The organism is Halotalea alkalilenta, assembly GCF_001648175.1.
GTDB lineage: Bacteria > Pseudomonadota > Gammaproteobacteria > Pseudomonadales > Halomonadaceae > Halotalea > Halotalea alkalilenta_A.
The window spans coordinates 2,374,586-2,398,013 of record NZ_CP015243.1; the positions used below are offsets into that span (position 1 = coordinate 2,374,586).

The window sequence follows — 23,428 nt, forward strand, 5'->3', positions numbered from 1 at the left end:
GTGAGACATGGCTCGATATCTGATGCAGCGGATCGGTCTGGCGCTGCTCGTCTGCGTTGCCGTTTCGCTTTTGGCCTTCACCCTTCTGAACGCGTCGGGCGACGTCGCGATCGCGGTGGCGGGCGAGGAAGCCACCGCCGCCCAGATCGAGGCGATCCGCGAAGATCTGGGTCTCAACCGGCCGCTGGCGGTGCGTTATGGCGAATGGTTGGCCAGCGCGGTACAGGGGGATTTCGGTAACTCGCTATTTTTCCGACAGCCGGTGGCCGAGCTGATCGCATACCGGCTGCCCAATACCATGACGCTGGCGGTGATGGCGCTTGGCGTCATGCTCGCGCTGTCGGTTCCCTTGGGCGTCGCGGCCGCACTGAAGCCCAATAGCATCATCGACCGCGCCGCGATGCTGATCGCGGTACTGGGGCAGGCCATGCCCAATTTCTGGTTCGCGTTGATCCTGATCGTGGTGTTTTCGCTGACCCTGGGCATCGCGCCGCCGTCGGGCTCGGCCACGCTGGGGCATTTCGTGCTGCCCGCCATCGCGCTTGGATATTACTCCACCCCGCCGATGATGCGGCTGATCCGGCAGGGCATGATCGAGGCGCTGTCTTCCGACTACATTCGCACAGCCCGGGCCAAGGGCATCAGCGGTTGGAAAGTGGTGTTCAAGCATGCGCTGCGCAACGCGGTCATCCCGGTGGTTTCGCTGACCGCCGTGCAGTTCGGCAATATGCTGGGTGGATCGGTGGTGATCGAGACGGTGTTCGGCATTCAAGGGCTCGGCTTCCTGGCATGGGAATCCATCTCGCGCATGGACCTGCCAGTGGTGCAGGCGGTGCTACTGATCGTCGCCGTCTTCTACGTCGTCATGGTCCTGCTGGCCGACTTCATCAACGCCTGGCTCGACCCGAGGATCCGTACCCAATGAACGGTCCGGAACTCATCCTCCCCAAAACGCGCCGCAAGGGTTTTGCCGCCCGCGCCTTCGCCAACCCGGCCTTCCTCTGCGGCGCGGTCGTGCTGGGCCTGATCTTCGTCATGGCGGTCTTTGCGCCCTTGATCGCGCCTTACGATCCGCTGGCGCAGAACATGACGAACCGCACCGCTTCGCCCTTCTGGCTGGCAGGGGCGGACTGGGCGCATCCCTTCGGCACCGACGGTCTGGGCCGTGATTATCTGAGCCGGATCATCTATGGCGCGCGCATCTCGTTGCTGATCGGGATATTCACCGTGATCACCTCAGGGATCATCGGCACCGTGATGGGGGTGTTGGCGGGCTATTTCGGCGGCAAGGTCGATCTGGTGATCAATTTCCTGATCATGACGCGCCTGACGCTGCCGGTCATCATGGTGGCGCTGGCGGTAGTCGCGATCTTCGGCGGCTCGCTCATCGTCGTCGTGTTGGTGCTGGGACTATTGCTGTGGGACCGCTTCGCGGTCGTCATACGCTCCGCGGTGATGCAGATCCGCAATCAGGAGTACATCCAGGCCGCGCAGTCGATGGGTTATTCCACCCCGAAGCTGCTGGTCAAGGAACTATTGCCCAACATCTTCGATCGCTTCGCCGTCATCGCTACTTTCGAAATGGCGCACGCGATCCTGCTCGAGGCCTCGCTGTCCTTCCTCGGTCTTGGCGTTCAACCGCCGACACCCTCATGGGGCCTGATGGTGGCCGAGGGGCGCCAATATCTACTGTTCGACAGCTGGCTGATCCTGATCCCCGGTGCCGCAATCTGCGTTCTGGTGCTGGCGATCAACATGATGGGCGATGCTTTGCGCGATGTGCTGGCCCCCGAAAACAGGAACTGAGAGACCGACATGACCCGTTCGACCGTTGTCGCCGATGCCGGAGCCTATGTGACCGGAGGTGCCTTTCTGAACGAGATGCGGGAGCGCCTGGCGATCCCGTCCGAAAGCCCTCGCGAAGACAGCGCCCCTGACCACCTGCGCTATCTGAACGAACAGATGCGCCCAATGCTTGAAGGCATGGGCTTCACCTGCCGGATTCTGCCGAACCCGAAGCTCGAGCGTGTCCCCGTGATGTTCGCCGAGCGGATCGAGGACTCGTCCCAGCCCACCATTCTGACCTATGGCCATGGTGACGTACTGTGGGGCATGGCAGGCGACTGGAAGGAGGACCGCAGCCCGTGGGAGGCGACGCTTGCCGACGAGCGCATCTATGGCCGGGGTGCCGTCGACAACAAGGGACAGCACACGATCAACCTCGCCGCGCTGCGTCTGGTGCTGGAAGCGCGTGGCCGTCTTGGTTTCAACGTCAAGGTGCTGATCGAGATGGGCGAGGAATCCGGTTCTCCGGGTCTTGCCGAGATCGCGCAGGACCACAAGGACCTGCTGGCGGCGGACGTGCTGATCGCGTCTGACGGGCCGCGCGTTTCGACCCATGTGCCGACGGTGTTCCTTGGCGCACGCGGCGGGCACGGGTTCCATCTGATCTGCGAGCTGCGTGACGGCGCGTATCACTCCGGCAACTGGGGGGGGCTGCTGCCCAACGCGGGCATCCGTCTGGCCCACGCGCTGGCCACGATCACCGACGCCAAGGGACGGATCAACATCCGCGAATGGACACCGGGCGCGATTCCCGCGAACGTTCATGCCGCGCTGAAGAATATCGAGATGGAAGTTGGCCCCGACGATCCCGAGACCGACCCCTCATGGGGCGAGCCGAACCTGACCGGTCCCGAGCAGGTCTATGGCTGGTGCAACTTCGAGGTGCTGGCCTACCATTGCGGCCGCCCCGAAGCTCCGGTGAACGCCATTCCCGGCTCGGCAAAGGCCACCTGCCAGCTTCGCTATGTCGTCGGCGTGGACCGCGAACGCATCCTGCCTGCCCTGCGCGAACATCTGGATGCAAACGGCTTCCAGGATATCCGCATCCAGCCTATGGATCGTGGCTTCTTCCGCGCCACCCGCACCGACCCCGACAATGCCTGGACCCGTCTGGTGGTGGCCTCGATCAAACGAACCACCGGCAAGGAGCCCGCGGTTCAGCCGAACTTCGGCGGCTCGCTTCCCAACGAGGTGTTTGCCGAAACGCTTGGCATGCCTACCATCTGGATCCCGCATTCGCACCCGTCCTGTTCGCAGCACGCGCCGGACGAACACATGATGGTCAGCGTTGCAAAAGAGGCGGCGGAGATGATGGCCGGTCTGTTCTGGGACATCGGTGAAGGAAAGCTGCGGCCATGACGCAGGCCGTCCTATCGGTGCGTGGCCTTACGGTCGATCTGCCCAAAAATGGTGATCGTCCCCATGCGGTCAGCGGCCTTTCCTTCGACATCCACCCGAACGAGATCGTCTGCGTGGTGGGCGAAAGCGGTTCGGGCAAGTCGGTCACAGCCTTCACCGCAATGGGTCTGTTGCCCAAGGCACTGAAGCCTTCGGGCGGGCAGATGCTGTTCGAGGGACGGGATCTGCTGAAGATGTCGGGCCGTGAACACGCTCGGTTGCGCGGCAAGCGCATTGCAATGGTGTTTCAGGAGCCCATGACCGCGCTGAATCCCTGCTTTACCGTAGGTGACCAGATCGAGGAGATCTTCACGGCCCACACCGAGTTGGCTAAAGCCGAACGCAAGGCTCGTACGATGGCCCTGCTGGAGGAGGTTCGCCTTCCTGACCCGTCTCGCATCTATTCAAGCTTTCCGCATCAGCTTTCGGGCGGGCAGCGCCAGCGTATCGTGATCGCCATCGCGCTTGCGATGGACCCGACGCTACTGATCGCGGACGAGCCGACGACAGCGCTGGACGTGACGACGCAGGCGCAGATTTTGTCGATGTTCAAGACTTTGAAATCTTCGCACAGTGCGGGAATCCTGTTCGTCACACACGATTTCGATGTGGTGGCGGAAATCGCGGATCGTGTCGTGGTGATGCAAAAGGGCCTCATCGTCGAACAGGGCAGCGCGGATGAGGTGCTGAACGATCCCCAGCACCCTTATACCCGCCAGCTTATCGCCGCCGTCCCTCGTAAGCGCGAGGATACGCCCGAACCGCTGAGTGACGAGATCGCGCTGCGTGTGCAAGGGCTGAAGAAGAGCTATCACGTCGCCGGCACGCTGACGAGGAGGGCGCGCACGGTTCACGCGCTGCACCCGACGGATTTCACCGTCCGCAAGGGTGAGACGCTGGGCATCGTCGGCGAAAGCGGCTCGGGCAAGACGACGTTGGTGCGCTGTCTGATCCGCCTGCTGGACCCCGACGACGGTGCGATCTGGATCGGCAACCGCAACTTCGCACAAGGCTCGCGGGCGAGCCTGCGGGCTGCGAGGAAGGACATCCAAATCGTCTTTCAGGACCCCTATGGATCGCTCAATCCCCGGCGCTCGATCGGCGAGCAGCTGATCGGCGCACCGATGAACTTCGGCGTCTCGCGCAGCGTCGCCTGGGAGCGTGCAAAGCGGCTGATGAAGATCGTGAGGCTGGAGGAGGAGGCGCTCTACCGCTATCCGTCACAGTTCTCGGGCGGGCAGCGTCAACGTATCTGCATCGCACGCGCGTTGATGGTCGAACCCAAGATCCTGATCGCGGACGAAGCGGTGTCCGCACTGGACGTGTCGGTGCAAAAAGAGGTGCTGCTGCTCCTGGCCGACATCAAGCGCAACATGGGACTGACGATTTTGTTCATCACCCACGACCTGCGTGTCGCCGCGCAAATCTGTGACAACCTGATCGTGATGAGCAAAGGCGGTATCGTGGAGCGTGGGACCGTGGCCGAGGTTTTCGGCAATCCGCAGCAGCCCTATACCCGCCAGCTTCTGTCGGCCATGCCGGGACGCAAGTGGGAGACGCCGGATTTGGCGTGACGAAAAGGGATAGGGTGCGAAGCCGGACCTTAATTATTAGTAATATGAAATAATGGCTTGTCGTTGCGGCACCACGTCGACATTGCTCCGCTCAGCCATGCGCATAGGCGAGTCAGCAACTCTGAGCTGGAAATACTACTTTGGATAGCTGAGTCCATGTGCGTTCCCAACAGGCTTGAACGGGTTCCGCTTCTGGGCTGCCGCTCATGTTGGTGGATGCATTGGGCAGGATTGTCCATAGCATTCGACAAGAATAGTGCCGCATAGTGTAGGTACCGAGAAGTACGCACACCTCGCGCCTCATCGTGTCAGGGATGCGGTCGAGAAACTCGATTCACAATCCACTCACACGCAAAATCCTGTGCTGTTGGATGATTTTCTGGAACGAAGGAAAAGAGTAGGAAGAACAATTATTTAGAAATGGTGCCGGCCATGGGACTCGAACCCACACACCTTTCGGCACAGGAACCTAAATCCTGCGTGTCTACCAATTCCACCAAGCCGGCACGGCGGGCGACATTATGCCTGCCGAGGCTTGGTGAGTAAAGAGTCATCAACGCCCGGTGCGCAGGGGCCGTGTGCTTCGGGCGCTCCTTACGGTGTTTCCCTCGCAAGTCGGAGTTGCGCTCGGACCTCTGCATAGGGGCAGTGCGGGGCAGCGCACTCGTTATGCTGGGGCGGTGTGGGGGATGTTGAAAAGGCCCAGTGATACGTGGATAGGCCTCGATCTAGTGACAGGATCCGTTTTCATGCGCTGCTCAAGGACTCGAAGAGTTCTTTCACGCTTTTTCTGTCTGTCTTGACGGTGATTTCCACGCAGTCGGCCAGTTGATTGATTATGAATATGCCAGGCTTGGACTGAGGTTTTTTTCTCAAGGTATTTCTGTCATATAGGTAGGCGTGCACATAGATGGACCCCTTGCACCGTGATCCATAAGACTCCAGCGCTTTGCGCAATTCTCCTATGGTTCTTTTCTGGCCAATATGGAAAGGCGACTTTTGATCGTACACGATGATCTCTCCCTGCCGATTGAGAGCTATACGGTATATCACAGGGTTTTCAGCAGAAGAGGTCATTTAAATTATGTTTTTTAGATGTTTTTGTAAAATGAATTGGCGATGGATGAAATGGTGGTCTGGGGGACGAAATGAACGACTGGGGTGGGTTAACAACGGCGCCACTGGATGAAATAATCGTTCGGTTAATGGTCAAGGTATAACCGGTAAACCCTCGTTTCGCCCAATGCTGTTATCAGCTTCAGGAAGATTCGAATATCGCCTTGCAGCGATTCACCCATTGAAAAGCCGGTATTCAAAAGACGGATGCAGTCAGCCGGCGTGGCAACTTGAACCGACGTACCTGAAGATGCCGCAACAGTTACGGGGTGTTCGCCATGCCTTTCGTTGCGGGTCGGGCCCAATGGAAGGATCGGCCTCAAGCAAGCCATTCGCGCGACGATGGAAAGATTGGGTCGGCGCGAGTGAGGAGGCGGGATGCGGGTATTTCCTTGGTGGGAGAGGGCGCTGCTGCGCCTGCTTCCTGGACATTGCCCCTTGTGTCTGGGCGTGCCACTGCGTGGGATGCCATGGTGCGCTGCGTGTTTCGCGGCGCTGCCGCGCAACCGGGCGGCGTGTCTTGGCTGCGCCGAGCCGCTGCCGGGCGGTGCGCGTGGCTTGCACTGCTCACGCTGTTTGAGCGCGCCGCCGTTGATGAGCTCGAGCAGGGCGCCGCTGGTGTTTTGCGATGAGATCGCTTGGCTGGTGAGGCGCTTCAAGTTCGAGGGGGACTTCCGTGCCGGACGTCTGCTGGTGGAGTTGGCGCTGACGGTGCTGATCGAGTCCGATGAGCGGGACTGGGGCGCGCGATTCGACGTACTGCTGGCGGTGCCTTCGGACGCAGTGCGCGTCCGCGAGCGCGGATTCGACCATGCCGACTGGCTGGCCCGACGCTTCGCCAGGCGGGTCGGCATGCCCCTGCTGCGCGCACGGCGCCTGCGGGCAACCGGCAGTCAGCGTGGGCTCGGACGTCGGGCGAGGCAGCGCAATCTCACTGAGGTCTTTAGCTTGGCCATCTCACCTCCGCCTCGTGTGCTGCTGTTCGATGATGTGATGACGACAGGCGCGACGTTCGAGGCGCTGGCGCAGTGCTGCTTCGATGCGGGATGCCTCGAGGTTGCGGCGCTGGCGCTTGCGCGCACGCCACGGAGTCTGCCGACCAGGCGATGAGGGGCAGAGCAAACGCAGGCGGAAGTTGGTACAGGAGCGATGCGTCCCGGCGATGACAGGCCATCGCCGGGAACCTCGCCGGCTCAGGCGGCAGTGACCGCGCGGTTGAGCGATTCGGCGACGGCAATGGCGCTTTCCCGGGACTCATGGCGGCTGAGCGCGGCGTCGTCACGGGGCGTGCGGCGAACCACCAGCCAGTAGGCCGGGGCAGGATCTGCGTCATGGAGATAATAGGGAATGACGGCGTGATGCATGGCGGAGCCCTCTAGTTATTCGTTGTTGGCGACACACCTTACTACCTTAGTCGGGCTGGGCTGCTCAGGCCAACGTCCAAGTGGGGTGGTATGTACCAAATTGGCGTGATGGCGTCTTGGGGCTCGGATGCCAGGTGCTACCTGCGCTCAGATAGGGTTAATTCCGCCAGGCGGATGGTGCGTTCATGCTTGTAGGACATTTCCTCCAGGCAGGTGACGATGGATAAATTTACCTGGCTAGTGGCGCTGATGTTCATCCTGGCGCTTGGCCTGACCCTCTACGTCAGGATGTATTGAGTCCTCGAGCAGGGGCTAGCCGCGTCCGCGCTTGCGTTTGGCGCGACGGCGATTGCGAGACAGGCGCACCTCGGGAGAAGGAAAGACCCAGACCTTGGCGATGATGAAGACGAGCAGTATGAGGATCGCCAGGGCTAGACCGAGATAGGGAAGAATGCCGGCCAGCCATAGGAGCGGCGCTTCCGAATCAGCGGTTTGCATTGCATGGACTCCTTGATGACGAAAGCCGAATGGACGCCGCTGCCAATGATTCCAGGTGGTGGCAGCGATGACGAAGGGCTGAATTTCATGATCACAAACGCAGGTGCGCGTCATGCGCTGCTCGCGATGGCATCCGGTGCCGTACTGCTGCTTTCCGGATGCGCATCCCAGCAGACCAACGAAGCGATCCAGGGCACCGCAGAGATCACTCGCGCAGTATTGCAAGTGTTCACGCTGTGATCGTGGTGGTCGATTCGTCGGCTGCAGGTCGCGCGAGTGTACCTAGGTGCACTGACAGCGTCGATGGCAGGTGAGAGGCTAAGCAAGAGCAAGGAGCGCTGCAAGCGCAGGATGCGAGTCGAAGATCGAGGTTCCTGACGTTTTCACTCTTCTTTCGACCCACTTCGTTCGTTGAAGTGGGTTTTTTTTCGTCCATCGCCTTTGATATGGGGCATTCTATGGCGGTGTTGGTCGCCGCTCGAGTTTCACGCCCCCGCGCTCTTGGATGGATGCTCCATGTGCTTTTTCTTCTACGTGCTCGATGTGATCCTGCCCCCGCTGAGCGTCTATTTTCAGACCGGACTGAGCACCACCCTGCTGCTCAATCTGCTGCTGACCCTGCTGGGCTGGGTGCCGGGAATCATCCACGCGCTGATGGTCACCGGTGAACTTTGTTGAGCAATGCGTCGCCGAAGGGCGCTCGAGCTCCTATACTGTCGGGCTCTCGATGCGGCCCAGAATGCGATGATATCGATGCCCACACTGCTTAACCTGTCGATACTGGCGCTGGCCTCGCTGCCGGTGCTGTGGCGCTGGTGGCAGTGGTGCCGGCGGGGAGGCGCGTGGTGGCCGCGGCGCGACGATGAGCCACAGCGGCGCGCGTTCGCGCGCGAGGTGAAAGGGCCGCTGTTCGCCTCGCTGAGCCTGGCCGTCCTTGCCATGCTGGTGCTCCACCACCGGTGAGACCGTTCGCCTGGCAGTGAGATTGTCCTCCTAGCTTCGGAGACCCGATGCCACCCGATATCCGCCCCCCACCTTTTTCAACTCTCGATCCGATGATGATCGCCGACGCGATCGAATCCCTGGGCTTTTCGCTCGGTTCGGAGCCGTTCGCGCTGAACAGCTACGAGAACCGGGTAGTCTCGTTTCGCGACGACGATGGCGGGCGCTGGGTGGCGAAGTTCTATCGCCCCGGGCGCTGGTCGAATGCCGCGATCCTCGACGAGCATGCGCTGCTAGGGCGGCTCGAGACCGATGGGGTGCCGGTTGGGCCGCTATGGCGCGACGCCGGTGGGAGAAGCCTGTTCGAGTTTTCCGATCAGCGCCTGGCGATCTTCGCCCAGGTCCCCGGGCGGGCGCCGTCGCTGGACGACCCCGCCCAGCTGTTCGCGCTGGGGGAGGTGATCGGCAGGATGCACGCCAGCGCGCAGTCGCTGGAGCTTCTCCACCGTCCGCATTTCGATGCGGTGTCGAGCTGCAGCGCCAGCCGCGAAACGGTGCTGACCAGTGGTCGGCTGCGCGGGCGGCTCGCCACCGATTACGCCGACATCTCCGCGCGGCTGATCGAGTCGATCGAATCCCTGCGCCTGCCTGATGCCGCCTCGATCCTGGTGCATGGCGACTGTCATGTCGGCAATCTGCTCGGTGACGGTGAGCACTTCGCCCTGGTCGATTTCGACGACTGCATGTACGCCCCGGCGGTGCAGGACCTATGGATGTTGCTCGGTGACGATCACGAGCAGGGCTGGCGTGCGCAGCTCGAAGAGCTGGTGGAGGGCTACGAGCAGTACCGCTCGTTCGATCGCGCCGAGATCCAGTGGATCGAACTGCTGCGCAGCGTCAGGCTGATGCGCCACGCTGCTTGGCTGCTGGCGCGCTGGGACGATCCTGCGTTCCCCCGCGCTTTCCCTTGGGTCGAGGGCGATGGTTTCTGGCATGATCAGCTGCGCGCACTCGAGCTCCAACGGGTGGCGATCGCGCGCAAACCTTGGCTGGCATGAGTGCGATGCCAGCGCGGAATGGCTAGAATGAGCCCTTTTCGAGCGGCGCGGGCCGCCGCTTCACGTACCTTCCGGACCCCCAACGATGACAGACCAACTCGCTCGCCACTATCGCGCCGTTATCAGTGAGCTCGGCGAAGATCCCACCCGAGAGGGCCTGCGCGATACTCCCGAGCGCGCCGCCAAGGCCATGCAGTTTCTCACCTATGGCTACCGGCAGACGCTGGAGGAGATCGTCAATGGCGCAGTGTTCAGCTCATCGACCGATGAGCTGGTGCTGGTCAAGGACATCGAGCTCTATTCGCTCTGCGAGCACCACATGCTGCCGTTCATCGGTCGTTGCCACATTGGCTACCTGCCCAGCGGCAAGGTGCTGGGGTTGTCGAAGTTCGCCCGTATCGTCGACATGTACGCCCGCAGGCTGCAGATCCAGGAGGAGCTGACCCACCAGATCGCCTCGGCGGTGGCCGAAGTCACCGGTGCCGCAGGGGTGGGGGTGATCATCGAAGCGCGCCACATGTGCATGATGATGCGCGGCGTGCAGAAGCAGAACTCGAGCATGAAGACCTCGGTGATGCTCGGGGAGATGCGCGAGAATCTCAATACCCGCCAGGAGTTCCTGACCCTGGTGGGCACACGCTAGGGCGTGTCGTCACGCCCTAGTCCGTCCGCCTGCACCGTGGTGCGCGGCCGGATCCGATACGAGGAGCAAGGCCATGCAAGCGTTGAGTTCAAGGCTGAATGACGAGGCGCTCTTTCGTCCCCATGCGTTCATCGATGGCAGCTGGGTCGCCGCGGACAGCGGCGCGCAGATCGATGTCGATGATCCGGCGAGCGGCGAGATCATCGCCCAGGTGCCGAAGCTAGGCCGTGAAGAGGCCGAGCGCGCGATCGCCGCGGCCCATGCCGCTTTCCCCGCCTGGCGGGCCAGAACCGCGCTCGAGCGCGCGGACATCCTGATGCGCTGGTACGAGCTGATGCTCGAGCACAAGCGCGACCTCGCCATGATCATGACCCTCGAGCAGGGCAAACCGCTGGCCGAGGCCGAAGGTGAGATCGTCTACGCGGCGAGCTTCATGCGCTGGTTCGCAGAGGAGGCGCGGCGTAGCTACGGCGACACCATCCCGGGTGCCAAGGCCGACCAGCGGATCCTGGTGCTCAAGCAGCCGGTTGGCGTGGTCGGTGCGATCACACCATGGAACTTCCCTTCCTCGATGATCACCCGCAAGGCCGCGGCGGCGCTGGCCGCGGGCTGTCCGATCGTGATCAAGCCGGCGAGCCAGACGCCGCTCTCGGCCACGGCGCTGGCAGCGCTGGCCGAGCGCGCCGGGGTGCCACGAGGGGTGTTCAACGTACTGCCCGGCTCGGCCGCGGAGATCGCCGCCGCGCTGACCGAGTCACCGCTGGTGCGCAAGATCACCTTCACCGGCTCCACCGAGGTGGGCAGCCGGTTGATGAGCCAGGCCGCGGCCCATGTGCAGAAGATTTCGCTCGAGCTCGGCGGCAACGCGCCTTTCATCGTCTTCGACGATGCCGATCTCGATGCCGCGGTGCAGGGGGCGATGGCATCGAAGTTCCGCAACGCGGGCCAGACCTGCGTTTGCACCAATCGCTTCCTGGTCCAGAGCGGCGTGATCAACGCCTTCAGCGAAAAGCTCGCCGCGGCGATGCACCATGAGCTCAAGGTAGGGCCCGGTACGCAGGAGGGGATCAATATCGGCCCGATGATCGACCAGAACGCGGTGGAGAAGGTCGGCGAGCACGTCCAGGATGCGCTCGACAAGGGCGCCGAACTGCTGCTCGGCGGCCAGCCGCACAGCCTCGGCGGACGTTTCTTCACCCCGACCCTGATCAACGGTGCCACCGCCGAGATGAAGGTGGCGAGAGAAGAGACCTTTGGTCCGCTGGCGGCAGTGTTCTCGTTCGAAAGCGAAGAGCAGGCGATCGCGATGGCCAACGATACCGAGTTCGGCCTGGCCGCCTACTTCTATTCCCGCGACCTGGGCCGGGTCTGGCGCGTCGCCGAGGCGCTCGACTACGGCATGGTGGGGATCAATGAAGGGCTGATCTCCAACGCAGCCGCTCCTTTCGGCGGCGTCAAGGCCTCCGGGCTTGGACGCGAGGGGTCGAAGTACGGTCTCGATGAGTACCAGGAGACCAAGTACCTGTGCATCAATATCGGTAGCTGACGGCTTCGGAGCGCCCGGCAAGCGAAAAAAGCTGCCGGGCGCTTTTTTCATTCTGTTAATTAACCTGGGTTGATCAAGAGTCGCTTGATGAAAAAAGCCATCCTGGGCTATCTTTGAGTCATGGGATCAACTTGATCGACTCGCCTTGCGAGACGTTACGCGACCGGAGGTAGATGCGATGATCAAGCAAATGAACTTCGGCATGCTGCATTTCTCTGTCACCTTCGCGGTGTTCTTCGCGCTGACTCGCGACCCGTGGCTCAGCGGTCTGGCATCGCTCATCGCTCCGCTGCTCAATCTGGTCGCGGGTGGGGCAGCCGGTGCGTTGAACCAGCGCCTTTTCCGTCCCGAACTGAAGCCCTGCCGGATTCGTTCGACCGATCAAGAGCGCCGCCCGCGTGACCATGTGCACTGACATCCGCCCGGGGTCGATGACCCCGCGGTGAACGCGCCGCTCGCATCGAGCGGCGAGAAACAGAAGAGCCCCGGGGAGCGTTAGCACGCTTCCTCGGGGCTTTTCTCTTTTCCGGCTTCGCGCGCGGCCCTGCCGGAGCGGGCCGCGGTTGGATCAATGGCGGAAGTGGCGCATGCCGGTGAAGACCATGGCGATGCCCGCTTCGTCGGCGGCCTCGATCACTTCCGAGTCACGCATCGAGCCACCTGGCTGAATCACCGCGGTGATCCCCGCCTGGGCGGCGTTGTCGATGCCATCGCGGAAGGGGAAGAAGGCGTCGCTGGCCATCACCGAGCCAGGCACTTCGAGACCGGCGTGCTCGGCCTTGATCGCCGCGATTCGCGCCGAATTGACCCGACTCATCTGGCCGGCGCCGACGCCGATGGTTTGGCGGGACTTGGCATAGACGATTGCGTTGGATTTGACGAACTTGGCTACTTTCCAGGCGAAGATCAAATCATGCAGCTCTTGCTCGCTCGGTGCGCGCTGGGTGACGACCTTGAGCTCTTCGGCATCGATCATCCCGGTATCCCGGCTTTGCACCAGCAGGCCCCCGGTGACTCGCTTGTAGTCCCAGGCAGGGAGCCGCTCGGCACCCCATTCGCCACACTCGAGCAGGCGCACGTTGGCCTTGGGGGCTACGGCATCGCGCGCTGCCTGGCTGATTCTGGGGGCGATGATCACCTCGACGAACTGGCGCTCGATGATCGCCTTGGCGGTGTCGCCATCGAGTTCACGGTTGAAGGCGATGATCCCACCGAAGGCCGACTCGGTGTCGGTGGCGAAGGCGCGCTCGTAAGCCTTGAGGATGCCGCCCTCGGCATCCGGTACTACCGCCACGCCGCAGGGATTGGCATGTTTGACGATCACGCAGGCGGGCTTGCTGAACGCCTTGACGCACTCGAGCGCGGCGTCGGTATCGGCGACGTTGTTGAACGATAGCGCCTTGCCCTGCAGCTGTTTTGCGGTCGCGACCGAAGCCTCGGCAGGCGCGGGTTCGGTGTAGAAGGCGGCGCGCTGGTGGGGGTTCTCGCCGTAGCGCATCTCCTGGCGCTTGACGAAGCGCTCACCCCAGGTGCGCGGGAAGCTGGCCTGCTCTCCCTCGACGCGCAGGCCGAGGTAGTTGGCGATCGCCGCGTCATAGGCCGCGGTATGCTCGAATGCTTTGACCGCCAGATCGAAGCGCAGCGCCTGTTCGACGCCGCCGTCGTTGCGCTCGAGCGCATCGAGGATGCGGGGGTAGTCGGTGCTCGAGACCACGATGGTGGTATGGGCATGGTTCTTGGCGCAGGCGCGAACCATGGTTGGACCGCCGATGTCGATGTTCTCGATCGCATCCTCGAGGGTGCAATCGGGATTGGCGACGGTGCGCTCGAACGGATAGAGGTTGACCACCACCATGTCGATCGGCGCGATGTCGTGTGCCGCCATCACGGCATCATCCTGGCCACGCCGGCCGAGGATGCCGCCATGGATCTTCGGATGCAGGGTCTTGACCCGACCGTCCATGATTTCAGGGAAGCCGGTGTGCGCCGAGACTTCGGTGACGCGGATGCCTTCGCTTTCGAGCAGGCGATAGGTACCGCCGGTGGAGAGGAGTTCTACGCCTCGGGCGTCGAGGGCTCGGGCCAGATCGACGATGCCGGTCTTGTCGGAAACGCTCAGCAGCGCGCGACGCACGGGGGAGATGCTTATGCTCATGGGAGACTCGCAGGCTCGGGTGGTGGGGGGAAATCTCAATGGCGACGGTGCCCGACCCGGGCGAAGGCGGGACGGGCACCGTCATCGAATCAGAGCAGGCCGTGCTGCTTGAGCTTCTTGCGTAGCGTGCCGCGATTGAGACCGAGCAGCTGGGACGCCGCGGTCTGGTTGTCGTTGACGTGGGCCATGACGCTGGCGAGCAGCGGCGCTTCGACCTCGCTGAGCACCATCTGGTAGAGATCGGTGACGCTCTCGCCGTCGAGATGCTCGAAATAGCGTTGCATGGTCAGCGCCACCGTCTCCCTCAGCGTGGCCTGGCCGTCTGTCGCGTGGCCGGCATCGAGCGCTTCGACGGATTCGTCGGCGATCGTTGCCTGTTCGAGGAGTACGGGAGGTCTGTCGTTCATTGGATCGTGCTTCCGTCGGACGCTGCGTCTTTCGGCGCGGTGGAAAAATAACGATTGATGTAGACGAGCTGGGCGGTGCTCGTTTCCAGCGCATTGAAGTCGGCGCGAGCGCGGGCACCATGGGTAAGCGTAGCGAGATACCAGCCAATGTGCTTGCGCGCGACGCGAATACCCATGTGTTCGCCGTAGTGTTCGTAGAGCGCGAGAAGATGCTCGTGCATGGTCGCTTCGCGCTCGGCAAGCGTCGGCGCTGGCAGCCGCTCGCCGTGGCGCAGGTAGTGATCGATCTCGCGGAAGATCCAAGGGTTGCCCTGGGCGCCTCGCCCGATCATCAGCGCATCCGCGGCGGTGACGGCGAGCACGTGAGCGGCCTTTTCCGGCGAATCGACGTCACCGTTGGCGATCACCGGGATCTTGACCGCTGCCTTGATCGCACGGATCGTCTCGTACTCGGCCGTCCCCTGGAACTTCTGCGATCGAGTGCGGCCGTGCACCGCCAGTGCCTGGATGCCGAGCGACTCGGCGAGACGGGCGATGCGGACCCCATTGCGGCTTTCATCGCACCAGCCGGTGCGAATCTTCAAGGTCACCGGCACGCTGACCGCGCCGACCACGGCGCTGAGAATCTCGCCGACCAGCGCTTCGTCACGCAGTAGCGCCGAGCCTGCGGCCTTGTTGCAGACCTTCTTCGCCGGACAGCCCATGTTGATGTCGATCACTTCGGCGCCGTGGTCGGCGTTGGCCTTCGCCGCGTCGGCCAGCATCCGCGGGTCGCCGCCGGCGATCTGTACCACCCTCGGGCCCAGCTCGCCCCTGTGGTCGAGGCGGAGCCTGGACTTGGGAGTGTGCCATAGCTTTCGATCCGAGGTGACCATCTCCGATACCGCCAGTCCCGCGCCGAGACGCCGGCACAGGGCGCGGAAAGGGCGATCGGTGACGCCGGCCATCGGGGCCAGTACCAGGCGATTGGCGAGCGTGTGGGCGCCGATGCGAAACGGCGCGACGGCGGATGAGGTCATCGACGGTATTTAGGGAACTATGAGAGGGCGCCTATGATAGCCGCCTGGCCTGGGTTGTTGAAGCTACCCCAGACGAAAAGGGCAAAATGACGTACGCAGCGTCCGCGGCGCGCGACGCTGCGACGGCCTCGATCAGCGCGGTCGGCGCCCGGCGATGCGGACCCAGCCCTCGCGTTCCTCGACCTCATCGACCACCAGGCCCTGCTCGGCATAGGCGTCGCAGATTCCGTTCGCTTGGTTGGCGAGGATGCCGGAGAGCGCGAAGCGTCCACCCGGGCTCAGGCGCCCAGCGATCATCGGCGCGAGCTCGACTAGCGGCCCGGCGAGGATGTTGGCGGTGATCAGATCGTACTCGCGTTCGGGCGCCTCCTCGGGGAAATGAAGCGCAAAGCGGGCATCGATGATCTGGTTGCGCTCGGCATTGTCGCGGCTCGCTTGCAGTGCCTGGGGGTCGATATCGGTGCCGTCGGCGAAAGCGGCGCCGAGCTTGAGCGCGGCGATGAAGAGGATGCCCGAGCCGCAGCCGATGTCGAGCAGTTCGCGGTCGTCGAGTTCGCCGTCCACCGCCAATCCGTCCAGCCACTCGAGGCACAGCGCGGTGGTCGGGTGGGTGCCGGTGCCGAAGGCCAGGCCCGGATCGAGCAGCAGGTTGACCGCATTGGGCTCGGGAGCCTCGAACCAGCTCGGTACGATCCACAGCCGCTGGCCCATTTTCAACGGCTCGAACCCATCCATCCACTCGCGGCTCCAGTCACGGTCCTGGAGGATCTCGTACTCGATCTCGGGGCAGGGGGTGTCGGGTTCGATCGCCGCCCACTGAGCGCTAACCCGCTCGAGCATCGCCTCGATCCCTTCCAGATCGTCGTAGAGGCCGGTGAGCACGGTTTCGGCCCATAGCGGCGTGGTGCCGAGCTCGGGCTCGTAGAGCGGGCGATCCTCGGCATCTTCCAGGGTGATTGCAGAAGCGCCCTCGTCGAGCAGCAGCGATTCGAGGGTCTCGGCGTGGCTGGGGTCGATGCGTGCCTTGAGCTGTAGCCAGGCCATGCTGGGCTCCTTGTCTGTCTTTGGGTCTATGGCTGCGATGCGCCAGGCGGTAACGACGCGGGGGAGGCGCCGATCGATCGACGCCTCCCCCGTGCGATTCCCGGTAGCCTCAGCTGAGGCCCAGCTTGTGCTCGAGGTAGTGGATATTGACCCCACCACGGGCGAAGGCTTCGTCCCGGACCAGATCCTGCTGCAGCGCGATGTTGGTCTTGATCCCTTCGACCAGCAGTTCGTCGAGCGCGTTGCGCATTCGCGTCATCGCGCTCTCGCGATCTTCACCGTAGGTGATCAGCTTACCGATCAGTGAGTCGTAGTTCGGCGGCACCGTGTAGCCGGTATAGAGGTGCGAGTCCATCCGCACACCGAGGCCACCCGGGGCATGGTAGAACTCGATCTTGCCAGGCGACGGCATGAAGGTGCGTGCGTCCTCGGCGTTGATTCGGCATTCGAAGGCGTGGCCGCGCAGCTCGACGTCCTCCTGGCGGATCGACAGCGGCAGGCCGGAGGCGATGCGCAGCTGTTCCCTGACGATGTCGATGCCGGTGACCATCTCGGTGACCGGGTGCTCGACCTGCACGCGCGTGTTCATCTCGATGAAGAAGAATTCGCCGTTCTCGTAGAGGAACTCGAAGGTGCCCGCGCCGCGATAGCCGATCTTCAGACAGGCATCGACACAGGCCTTGAGCACCTGGGCACGCGCGGTGGCATCGACGTGGGGGGCGGGGGCCTCCTCGAGCACCTTCTGGTGGCGGCGCTGCAGCGAGCAGTCGCGGTCGAACAGGTGGATCGCGTTGCCCTGGCCGTCGGCCAGTACCTGGACTTCGATATGGCGCGGACGCTCGAGATACTTCTCCATGTAGACCACGTCGGAGCCGAAAGCGGCGTTGGCCTCGTTCTTGGTGATCGCCACCGAGGAGGCCAGCTGGGAGGCATCGCGAACCACGCGCATGCCACGGCCGCCGCCGCCGGCGGCGGCCTTGATCATCACCGGGAAACCGATCCGCTTGGCGATCTCGAGCTGCTCGTGCTCATCGTCCGGCAGTGGACCATCGGAGCCGGGCACGGTCGGCACGCCCGCCGCCTTCATCGATTCGATCGCCGATACCTTGTCGCCCATCAGCCGGATCACGTCGGCGGTGGGGCCGACGAAGATGAAACCGGAGCGCTCGACCTGCTCGGCGAAATTGGCATTCTCGGAAAGGAAGCCGTAGCCGGGGTGGATCGCCTGGGCGTCGGTGACCTCGGCGGCGGAGATCAGCGCCGGGATGTTGAGATAGGAGGCGCTCGATGGTGCGGGGCCGATGCAGACCGCTTCATCGGCAAGGCGCACGTGGATCAGGTCGCGGTCGGCCTTGGAGTGGGCGGCGACGGTCTTGATCCCGAGCTCCTTGCATGCGCGTAGGATACGCAGTGCGATTTCGCCACGGTTGGCGATCAGTACCTTTTGCAACATGGGGCTACTCGCTGGATGGATTGAGTGGACGCTTTCGCTTTCAGTCTGCGAACAGCTCAACCGATCACGATCATGGGCTGGTCGTACTCGACCGGCTCGCCATCTTCCACCAGGATCGCCTCGATGACGCCATCCTTGTCGGCTTCGATCTGGTTCATCATCTTCATCGCCTCGACGATGCAGATGGTGTCACCGCGCTTGACGCTCTGGCCCACTTCGACGAATGCCTTGGCGCCAGGGGCGGGCGCGCGGTAGAAGGTGCCCACCATCGGCGAGGTGACCTGGTGGCCGGTCGGCGCCGCGGGTGCCGCGGCAGGCGCTTCGGCCGCGGCAGCAGGGACAGGCGCGGCGGTCGGCTGGGCGTAGTAGGTGGCGCTCGGCATCTGCATCGGCTGGCCGCCGGTGAAGTTACGGCTGATGCGCACGGACTCCTCGCCCTCTTGGATTTCGATTTCGCTGATGTTGGATTCTTCGAGCAGCTCGATCAGTTTCTTGACTTTGCGAATGTCCATGGGCGGTCCTGTGAAATATCCGGGGTGAATGCGCAAAGCGCGTAACGGCCTGGCAGGGACGTCAATGCGAAGCTCTTCGGTGGCCGCTGTTAACCTTGTCGCCAACCGTGAAGATACCTGCACGATACTCGACGTTTGCCCTAATGAGGCGGTGATGGCGGAGTGTGCCGAAAAACCTTGGGGCTGTCCAGTGGGCCTGGCGACGGGGATTCAGGGCCTGGCCAGCCGTACTGCACGCTCCAATGCCGCCTCAAGCGAGCTGGCGGAAGGTTCGCCCTGCACGCGCAGGTCGCCTCGTTCTCCGCTGGCGTCGAAGAACAGAAGCGTCGGCGGGCCGAACAGCCCATAGCGCGCAAGCAGCCCGCGGGCGTCGTCGGAGTCGTCGGTGAGATCGAAGCGTACCCGCTCGAAGCCCTCGAGCAGTGCGCTGATCTCGGCGCGGGGGAACAGCTCGCCCTCGATGCGCTTGCAGCTCACGCACCAGTCGGCGTAGAGGTCGACCAGCAGCGGCCTGCCGGCCTCGCGGGCGCGCGCCGCTGCGGCATCGAGTTCGGCAAGGCGTGTGATGGTGGCGAAGCTCGGCGCCGAGGTCGCGGCGATCGAGCGCTCGCTGTCCACGCCTGCCAGCGGGCGCAGCGGGTCGTTTTGCCCCATCGCCGCGCCGATCACGCAGGCGCCGGACCAGAGCGCCAGCGCCACGGCCAGGGCGCGCAGCAGCGGTGCGGTGGTGCTTTCCAGCGCGCCGAGGGCGAGAGCCGCGGCGATACCGAGTACGCCCCAGCCGAACAGTACCAGCGAGCCCGGCAGCCAGGCCGAGACCAGCCACAGTGCGACCCCGAGCAGGGCGATGGCGCAGAGCATGCGCACCCGTTCCATCCACATGCCCCGACTTGGCAGGATGCTGGCGCCGAACACGCAGACCAGGATCAGCGGCACGCCCATGCCGAGGCCCAGGGCGAAAAGCGCGAGTGCGCCATGGGTCGCGTTCCCGGTGGTCGAGAGATAGGCAAGGATCCCGGCGAGCGGCGCCGACAGGCACGGAGTGACGATCAGCGTCGATACTGCGCCGGCCAGGACCAGGCCGCCGGGGCCAAGCCTGCGCAGCCGCTCCTCCAGCGCGTTTATCCGATTGCCGAACCCGGTGCTGGGCGGTCGCAGCCAGTCGAGCGTCCAGGCGGCGAGGAGGACGAAAACCGCGGCGAAGGGCACCACCACCCAGGGCGACTGCAGCCGCGCCTGCAGATTGAAGCCGGCGCCGAGCAGGCCGATCACCAGGCCGAGCAGGGTATAGGCGGCGACCATCCCGCCGACGTAGCAGCACGAGAGCGCAAGCGCGCGGCGCCGGGAGGGTGCGCGACCGACCACCAGAGCGGATACGATCGGTAGCATCGGCAGCACGCAGGGGGTGAAGGTGAGCCCCAGCCCGGCGAGGAACAGAAGGCCCAGTCGCCAGAGCGAGATACCGTCGTTGCGCTGGGCGGGCGCGGTGGCCGGCTCGGCCTGGAGCGGTGTGTCGAATATTGCCGGGCGCTCGCCGAAGTCGACCGAGAAAGTGCGCCGTTCGGGCGGGTAGCAGAGTCCCGCCTCGGCGCAGCCCTGGTACTCGAGGGTCAGCTGCAGCGCGCCGGAGGCCGGGGCCTGCTCGATCGGAACGCTGAACTCGAGGCGCTGGTGATAGACGTTGACGTCGCCCATGTAGGGGTCGGACTTGAACTCGCCGACCGGCAGCGCCGGCTCACCGAGTATCACATCCGGCTGGTCGGTGCTCACCGCGATGCGATGGCGATAGAGATAGTAGCCGGGCGCGATCTCGGCGCCGAACCAGGCGCGCTTGCCTTCGCGCCATGTGTGGAACCTGAAGGCCCGGTCGACCGGGAGGAAGCCGTCGCGGTCGTCGGCGAAGGCGCTGGGGCCGACGCTCTCGCTCGCGGGGTTGCTCATCGCACCCTGGGGGGGAGCGTCTTCGGTGAACAGCGAGGAGGCCTGGGCGGGGGCAAGGCCGAGCAGCAGGATCAGGCCCAGCAGCAGGGGCGCGAGGTGGCGCATGTCGAAACCTCGAGGCGCGGCGGGAGGGCTTGGCGTCATCGTTGGTCCATCGTCGGTTCATCGATGGCGCATCAGGCGGCACTTCGCCGGGACGGGTGCCATCCTGCGCCCCTGTCGTCACCAGTGCGGCCGGTGGACGAATCGAAGGGACACGACGCGGGGGAGGTCAAAAAGCTCAGGGAAGCGCATGGCTTCCCTGAGGGGGCACGGCGGTTGCGAAGGGCTCAGGCCTTGTCGGCGTCGAACGCTTTCTGGGCCTTGACGATCGCCTTGCGAGCCTCGTCGATATCGCCCCAGGAGTCGATCTTGACCCACTTGCCTTTCTCGAGGTCTTTGTAGTTCTCGAAGAAATGCGCGATCTGCTGGCGCAGCAGTTCGGGCAGGTCGTGGATGTTCTCCACCGCATCATAAAGCGTGGTCAGCTTGCCGTGAGGCACGCAGATCAGTTTGGCATCCTCGCCGGCCTCGTCGGTCATGTGCAGCACGCCCAGGGGGCGGGCGCGCACCACGCTGCCCGGCTGCACCGGGTAGGGGGTGACCACCAGCGCGTCGAGGGGGTCGCCGTCGTCGGCCAGCGTCTGGGGAATGAACCCGTAGTTGGCCGGATAGAACATCGGCGTGGCCATGAAACGATCGACCATCAGGCAATCCAGGTCCTTGTCGACCTCGTACTTGATCGGCGAGTGGTTGGCCGGGATCTCGATCACTACGTAGAGATCGTCGGGAAGGCTCTTGCCGGCTGGAATGGCTTTGAAACTCATCGATGGGTCCTTGATGAACCTAGGGTGTCTTTCAATACGCTGGGCAGAGTATACGAACAGGCCCAAGGGATTACCAACCCGCCGCCACCGAGGCAACTTTTTGAGATAATCCGGCATGTCGCTCTGCGGTGAATGGGCTTTTATGGCAAGCTCTGGAACTACGGTGGTATCTCGCGCCAGCGCCCTCGCGGCGCCTGGACGATCGAATTGGAACGAGGGAGCGTTCGGGACGTGGCAAGCGATTTAGCACTCAGTGTCGGGCAGGCCTTCGTCACCTCCGAACGGCGCCACCATCGTTCATCCATGGCCACCCAGGTGCCCGATGGCGAGCTGCTCGCCGGGCGCGGCGCCTGCGCGGTGATCGCCGACTCCCCGTGGCGCAACGCGATCGCGCGGCAGGCGGCGGATCTCGCCGTGCGCGGATTTCTCGCCGATTACTTCTCAACGCCGCTGGATTGGAACGTCAAGCATGCGGCCACCCGCGTGCTGCGCGCGCTCAACGGCTGGTGCTACAGCCAGAGCCGCTTCGTCTCCGGCGGCAGCTACGTCAGCGCCTTCTCGGGACTGATCCTGCTCAAGGACCAAGGGCATCTGTTCCACGCCGGCGACACCTTGGTGTTTCGCCTGCGCGGCGCTGAGTTCGAGCAGCTTACCCGTGACCACGTCACCGATCTCGGCGGCTACCGCTACCCTTCCCGGGCGCTGGGCATGGACGCCAGTCTCGACATCGACTATCTCAACCTGCCGCTGGCCCAGGGCGATCTGTTTCTGTTCACCACCCAGGCGATGCGGGGAACGCTGTCGCCGAGCGACTACGTCCAGTTGATCAGCCAGGATGCGAGCGATCTCGACGGTGCCTGCGAGCGGCTCGCTGCCCGGGCGGTTGAGATGGCGAGCCTGCGCGGCTACGGCGCCGAGGCGCTGTGCTTCCAGCTGGTGCGTATCGATCGGCTCGGCAGCAGTGACGCTAGCGCTTCCCGTGGGGTGCTGGGCGATGGCTTGGAGCCTCCCGGTGAACTCGACGTAGGCGACGAGCTCGATGGCTATTGGGTCGAGGAGGTGCTGGCGCGCACCGACAGGGTGAGGGTCTATCGGGTGCGCGACGCCGCGAGCGGCGAGCGCTTGCTGCTCAAGGCGCCGAGCCCCCAGCTGTCGGAGCGCAGCAGCTACCTGCGCCACTTCGTCTACCAGCGCGACCTGGTCAAGCGGCTGCGCTCGCCCTTCGTCAACCGTTTGGTCGAGTTCAAGCGCCCGCCGACCCGTTACTACTATCTGATGCGCTTCGTCGAGGGCGAGCTGCTCGGCGATTGGATCCGCGGGCACGTCGCCGCTGGGCTCGAGCAGCGCCTGGACATCGCGCGGCAGCTGACCAAGGCGGTCGGTGCGCTGCACCGGCGCGAGGTGATCCATCAAGGGGTGCACCCCGACGCCTTCATCGTCGACCAGCACGGCCAGGTGGTGCTGATCGATTTCTCCTCGTGCTGCGCACGCGACACCGGTACCACCGCGGCGGTGGCGCTTGCGCGCGAGGTCGGGCTTTCGGCGTTCAGCGCGCCCGAGTACGCCCTCGATGGTGAAGTGGGACGGCGCAGCGATCAGTTCTCGCTGGCGGCTCTGATCTACTGGCTGCTGAGCTATTCCGATGCCAGCGAACGGGGAATGAAGGCTCGCCTGGGCCTCGCCCAGGGTAGCGATAGGGGCGGGCACTTGCCGTTTCAGACCCCGATGCAGAGCCTGCGCACCGAGATGGACCTGGAGACGCTGCACTACCGACCGGTACGCCGGCTGGTGCCCGAGGTGCCGGAGTCCCTCGACCTGGCGCTTGAGCGTGCGCTGTCGCCTCGCCGCGAGCTGCGTTTCCGGCGGCTCTCCGAGCTGCTGGTGGCGCTACGCGCGGGGCATGATCCGGCGCCGCGTGCCGGGGGGGCCTGGCGTCAGGTGCGCCAGGTAAGGCAGTGGCAGCTGATCGCTACGGTGCTGCTGGTGATCCTGCTGATCAACTGGTGGCTCGGCTAGCTTGGCGCGCTGACGAAAGCGGGGCCCACCC

At 64.0% G+C, this 23,428-nt stretch carries 24 protein-coding genes and 1 tRNA gene; 13 read left to right on the top strand and 12 right to left on the bottom strand.

What is annotated here, in order from left to right; all coding sequences use genetic code 11:
• Positions 1-7: 7 nt before the first annotated feature.
• Genes A5892_RS10570 through A5892_RS10585 form a run of 4 tightly spaced genes read left to right on the top strand, consistent with a single transcriptional unit; the run spans position 8 to position 4,817 of the window.
• Positions 8-925 carry an ABC transporter permease gene (locus A5892_RS10570; RefSeq protein WP_064122772.1) on the top strand — a complete coding sequence of 306 codons (918 nt, stop codon included), beginning with the start codon at positions 8-10 and terminating at the stop codon, positions 923-925.
• The gene (locus tag A5892_RS10575) at positions 922-1,806 is read left to right on the top strand and encodes an ABC transporter permease (RefSeq protein ID WP_064122773.1); all 885 of its coding nucleotides are present in this window, start codon (positions 922-924) and stop codon (positions 1,804-1,806) included. The genes A5892_RS10570 and A5892_RS10575 overlap by 4 nt, the downstream gene beginning before the upstream one ends.
• Before the next feature lie 9 nt (positions 1,807-1,815).
• A complete protein-coding gene (locus A5892_RS10580) occupies positions 1,816-3,204 on the top strand; it encodes a M20 family metallopeptidase (RefSeq protein ID WP_064122774.1) in 1,389 nt (462 codons plus the stop codon).
• Positions 3,201-4,817, top strand: coding sequence for a dipeptide ABC transporter ATP-binding protein (locus tag A5892_RS10585; protein ID WP_064122775.1), 1,617 nt, complete (start codon positions 3,201-3,203; stop codon positions 4,815-4,817). The genes A5892_RS10580 and A5892_RS10585 overlap by 4 nt, the downstream gene beginning before the upstream one ends.
• A gap of 421 nt (positions 4,818-5,238) precedes the next feature.
• Here the strand turns inward: A5892_RS10585 and A5892_RS10590 are convergent.
• Both A5892_RS10590 and A5892_RS20240 read right to left on the bottom strand, forming a co-directional pair.
• Positions 5,239-5,323: transfer RNA gene (locus tag A5892_RS10590), tRNA-Leu, on the bottom strand.
• Positions 5,324-5,564: 241 nt separating this feature from the next.
• On the bottom strand, positions 5,565-5,828 hold the full coding sequence (locus A5892_RS20240) for a hypothetical protein (protein WP_150123526.1): 264 nt from the start codon (positions 5,826-5,828) through the stop codon (positions 5,565-5,567).
• Between the two features lie 483 nt (positions 5,829-6,311).
• Here A5892_RS20240 and A5892_RS10595 point away from each other — a divergent pair, with 483 nt between their 5' ends.
• Entirely contained in the window at positions 6,312-7,043 is a 732-nt protein-coding gene (locus A5892_RS10595) for a double zinc ribbon domain-containing protein (RefSeq protein ID WP_064122776.1), read from the top strand.
• A gap of 83 nt (positions 7,044-7,126) precedes the next feature.
• Here the strand turns inward: A5892_RS10595 and A5892_RS20495 are convergent, their stop codons facing one another.
• Together A5892_RS20495 and A5892_RS10600 are read right to left on the bottom strand one after the other, a co-directional pair.
• The gene (locus A5892_RS20495; RefSeq protein WP_190295596.1) at positions 7,127-7,297 is read right to left on the bottom strand and encodes a hypothetical protein; all 171 of its coding nucleotides are present in this window, start codon (positions 7,295-7,297) and stop codon (positions 7,127-7,129) included.
• Between the two features lie 312 nt (positions 7,298-7,609).
• Positions 7,610-7,795 carry a hypothetical protein gene (locus tag A5892_RS10600; RefSeq protein WP_027349101.1) on the bottom strand — a complete coding sequence of 62 codons (186 nt, stop codon included), beginning with the start codon at positions 7,793-7,795 and terminating at the stop codon, positions 7,610-7,612.
• Positions 7,796-7,810: 15 nt separating this feature from the next.
• Here A5892_RS10600 and A5892_RS10605 point away from each other — a divergent pair, with 15 nt between their 5' ends.
• From A5892_RS10605 to A5892_RS10635, 7 genes are all read left to right on the top strand, one after another.
• Positions 7,811-8,035, top strand: coding sequence for a hypothetical protein (locus A5892_RS10605; RefSeq protein WP_150123527.1), 225 nt, complete (start codon positions 7,811-7,813; stop codon positions 8,033-8,035).
• 276 nt (positions 8,036-8,311) lie between these two features.
• On the top strand, positions 8,312-8,473 hold the full coding sequence (locus A5892_RS10610; protein ID WP_064122778.1) for a YqaE/Pmp3 family membrane protein: 162 nt from the start codon (positions 8,312-8,314) through the stop codon (positions 8,471-8,473).
• A gap of 75 nt (positions 8,474-8,548) precedes the next feature.
• Positions 8,549-8,758: a hypothetical protein gene (locus A5892_RS10615; RefSeq protein ID WP_150123528.1), complete on the top strand. Its 210-nt coding sequence runs from the start codon at positions 8,549-8,551 to the stop codon at positions 8,756-8,758.
• Positions 8,759-8,805: 47 nt separating this feature from the next.
• Entirely contained in the window at positions 8,806-9,795 is a 990-nt protein-coding gene (locus tag A5892_RS10620; RefSeq protein WP_064122780.1) for a serine/threonine protein kinase, read from the top strand.
• 85 nt (positions 9,796-9,880) lie between these two features.
• Positions 9,881-10,438, top strand: a complete 558-nt coding sequence (gene folE / locus A5892_RS10625) for a GTP cyclohydrolase I FolE (protein ID WP_064122781.1) — start codon at positions 9,881-9,883, stop codon at positions 10,436-10,438.
• Positions 10,439-10,511: 73 nt separating this feature from the next.
• Positions 10,512-11,984: an NAD-dependent succinate-semialdehyde dehydrogenase gene (locus tag A5892_RS10630; protein ID WP_064122782.1), complete on the top strand. Its 1,473-nt coding sequence runs from the start codon at positions 10,512-10,514 to the stop codon at positions 11,982-11,984.
• Between the two features lie 178 nt (positions 11,985-12,162).
• Complete coding sequence (locus A5892_RS10635) at positions 12,163-12,399, top strand: DUF2061 domain-containing protein (RefSeq protein WP_064122783.1); 237 nt, start codon at positions 12,163-12,165, stop codon at positions 12,397-12,399.
• Between the two features lie 153 nt (positions 12,400-12,552).
• Here the strand turns inward: A5892_RS10635 and purH are convergent, their stop codons facing one another.
• The 8 genes from purH to ppa all read right to left on the bottom strand — a co-directional run bounded on the left by purH (position 12,553) and on the right by ppa (position 21,381).
• Positions 12,553-14,139: a bifunctional phosphoribosylaminoimidazolecarboxamide formyltransferase/IMP cyclohydrolase gene (gene purH / locus A5892_RS10640; RefSeq protein WP_064122784.1), complete on the bottom strand. Its 1,587-nt coding sequence runs from the start codon at positions 14,137-14,139 to the stop codon at positions 12,553-12,555.
• Positions 14,140-14,228: 89 nt separating this feature from the next.
• Positions 14,229-14,546: a DNA-binding transcriptional regulator Fis gene (fis, locus tag A5892_RS10645; protein WP_082890399.1), complete on the bottom strand. Its 318-nt coding sequence runs from the start codon at positions 14,544-14,546 to the stop codon at positions 14,229-14,231.
• A complete protein-coding gene (gene dusB / locus A5892_RS10650) occupies positions 14,543-15,565 on the bottom strand; it encodes a tRNA dihydrouridine synthase DusB (RefSeq protein WP_064122785.1) in 1,023 nt (340 codons plus the stop codon). The genes fis and dusB overlap by 4 nt, the downstream gene beginning before the upstream one ends.
• Before the next feature lie 132 nt (positions 15,566-15,697).
• Positions 15,698-16,609 (bottom strand): 50S ribosomal protein L11 methyltransferase, encoded by a 912-nt coding sequence (gene prmA / locus A5892_RS10655; protein ID WP_064122786.1) that lies wholly within the window; start codon positions 16,607-16,609, stop codon positions 15,698-15,700.
• Between the two features lie 109 nt (positions 16,610-16,718).
• A complete protein-coding gene (gene accC / locus A5892_RS10660) occupies positions 16,719-18,062 on the bottom strand; it encodes an acetyl-CoA carboxylase biotin carboxylase subunit (RefSeq protein ID WP_064122787.1) in 1,344 nt (447 codons plus the stop codon).
• A 56-nt stretch (positions 18,063-18,118) separates the two neighbouring features.
• Positions 18,119-18,574, bottom strand: a complete 456-nt coding sequence (gene accB / locus A5892_RS10665; RefSeq protein ID WP_064122788.1) for an acetyl-CoA carboxylase biotin carboxyl carrier protein — start codon at positions 18,572-18,574, stop codon at positions 18,119-18,121.
• 210 nt (positions 18,575-18,784) lie between these two features.
• On the bottom strand, positions 18,785-20,620 hold the full coding sequence (dsbD, locus tag A5892_RS10670; protein ID WP_064122789.1) for a protein-disulfide reductase DsbD: 1,836 nt from the start codon (positions 20,618-20,620) through the stop codon (positions 18,785-18,787).
• A gap of 224 nt (positions 20,621-20,844) precedes the next feature.
• Positions 20,845-21,381, bottom strand: a complete 537-nt coding sequence (ppa, locus tag A5892_RS10675; protein WP_064122790.1) for an inorganic diphosphatase — start codon at positions 21,379-21,381, stop codon at positions 20,845-20,847.
• 303 nt (positions 21,382-21,684) lie between these two features.
• On the opposite strand from ppa, the gene A5892_RS10680 reads away from it, so the two are divergent.
• The gene (locus tag A5892_RS10680; RefSeq protein ID WP_223302881.1) at positions 21,685-23,397 is read left to right on the top strand and encodes a protein kinase domain-containing protein; all 1,713 of its coding nucleotides are present in this window, start codon (positions 21,685-21,687) and stop codon (positions 23,395-23,397) included.
• Positions 23,398-23,428: the final 31 nt, after the last annotated feature.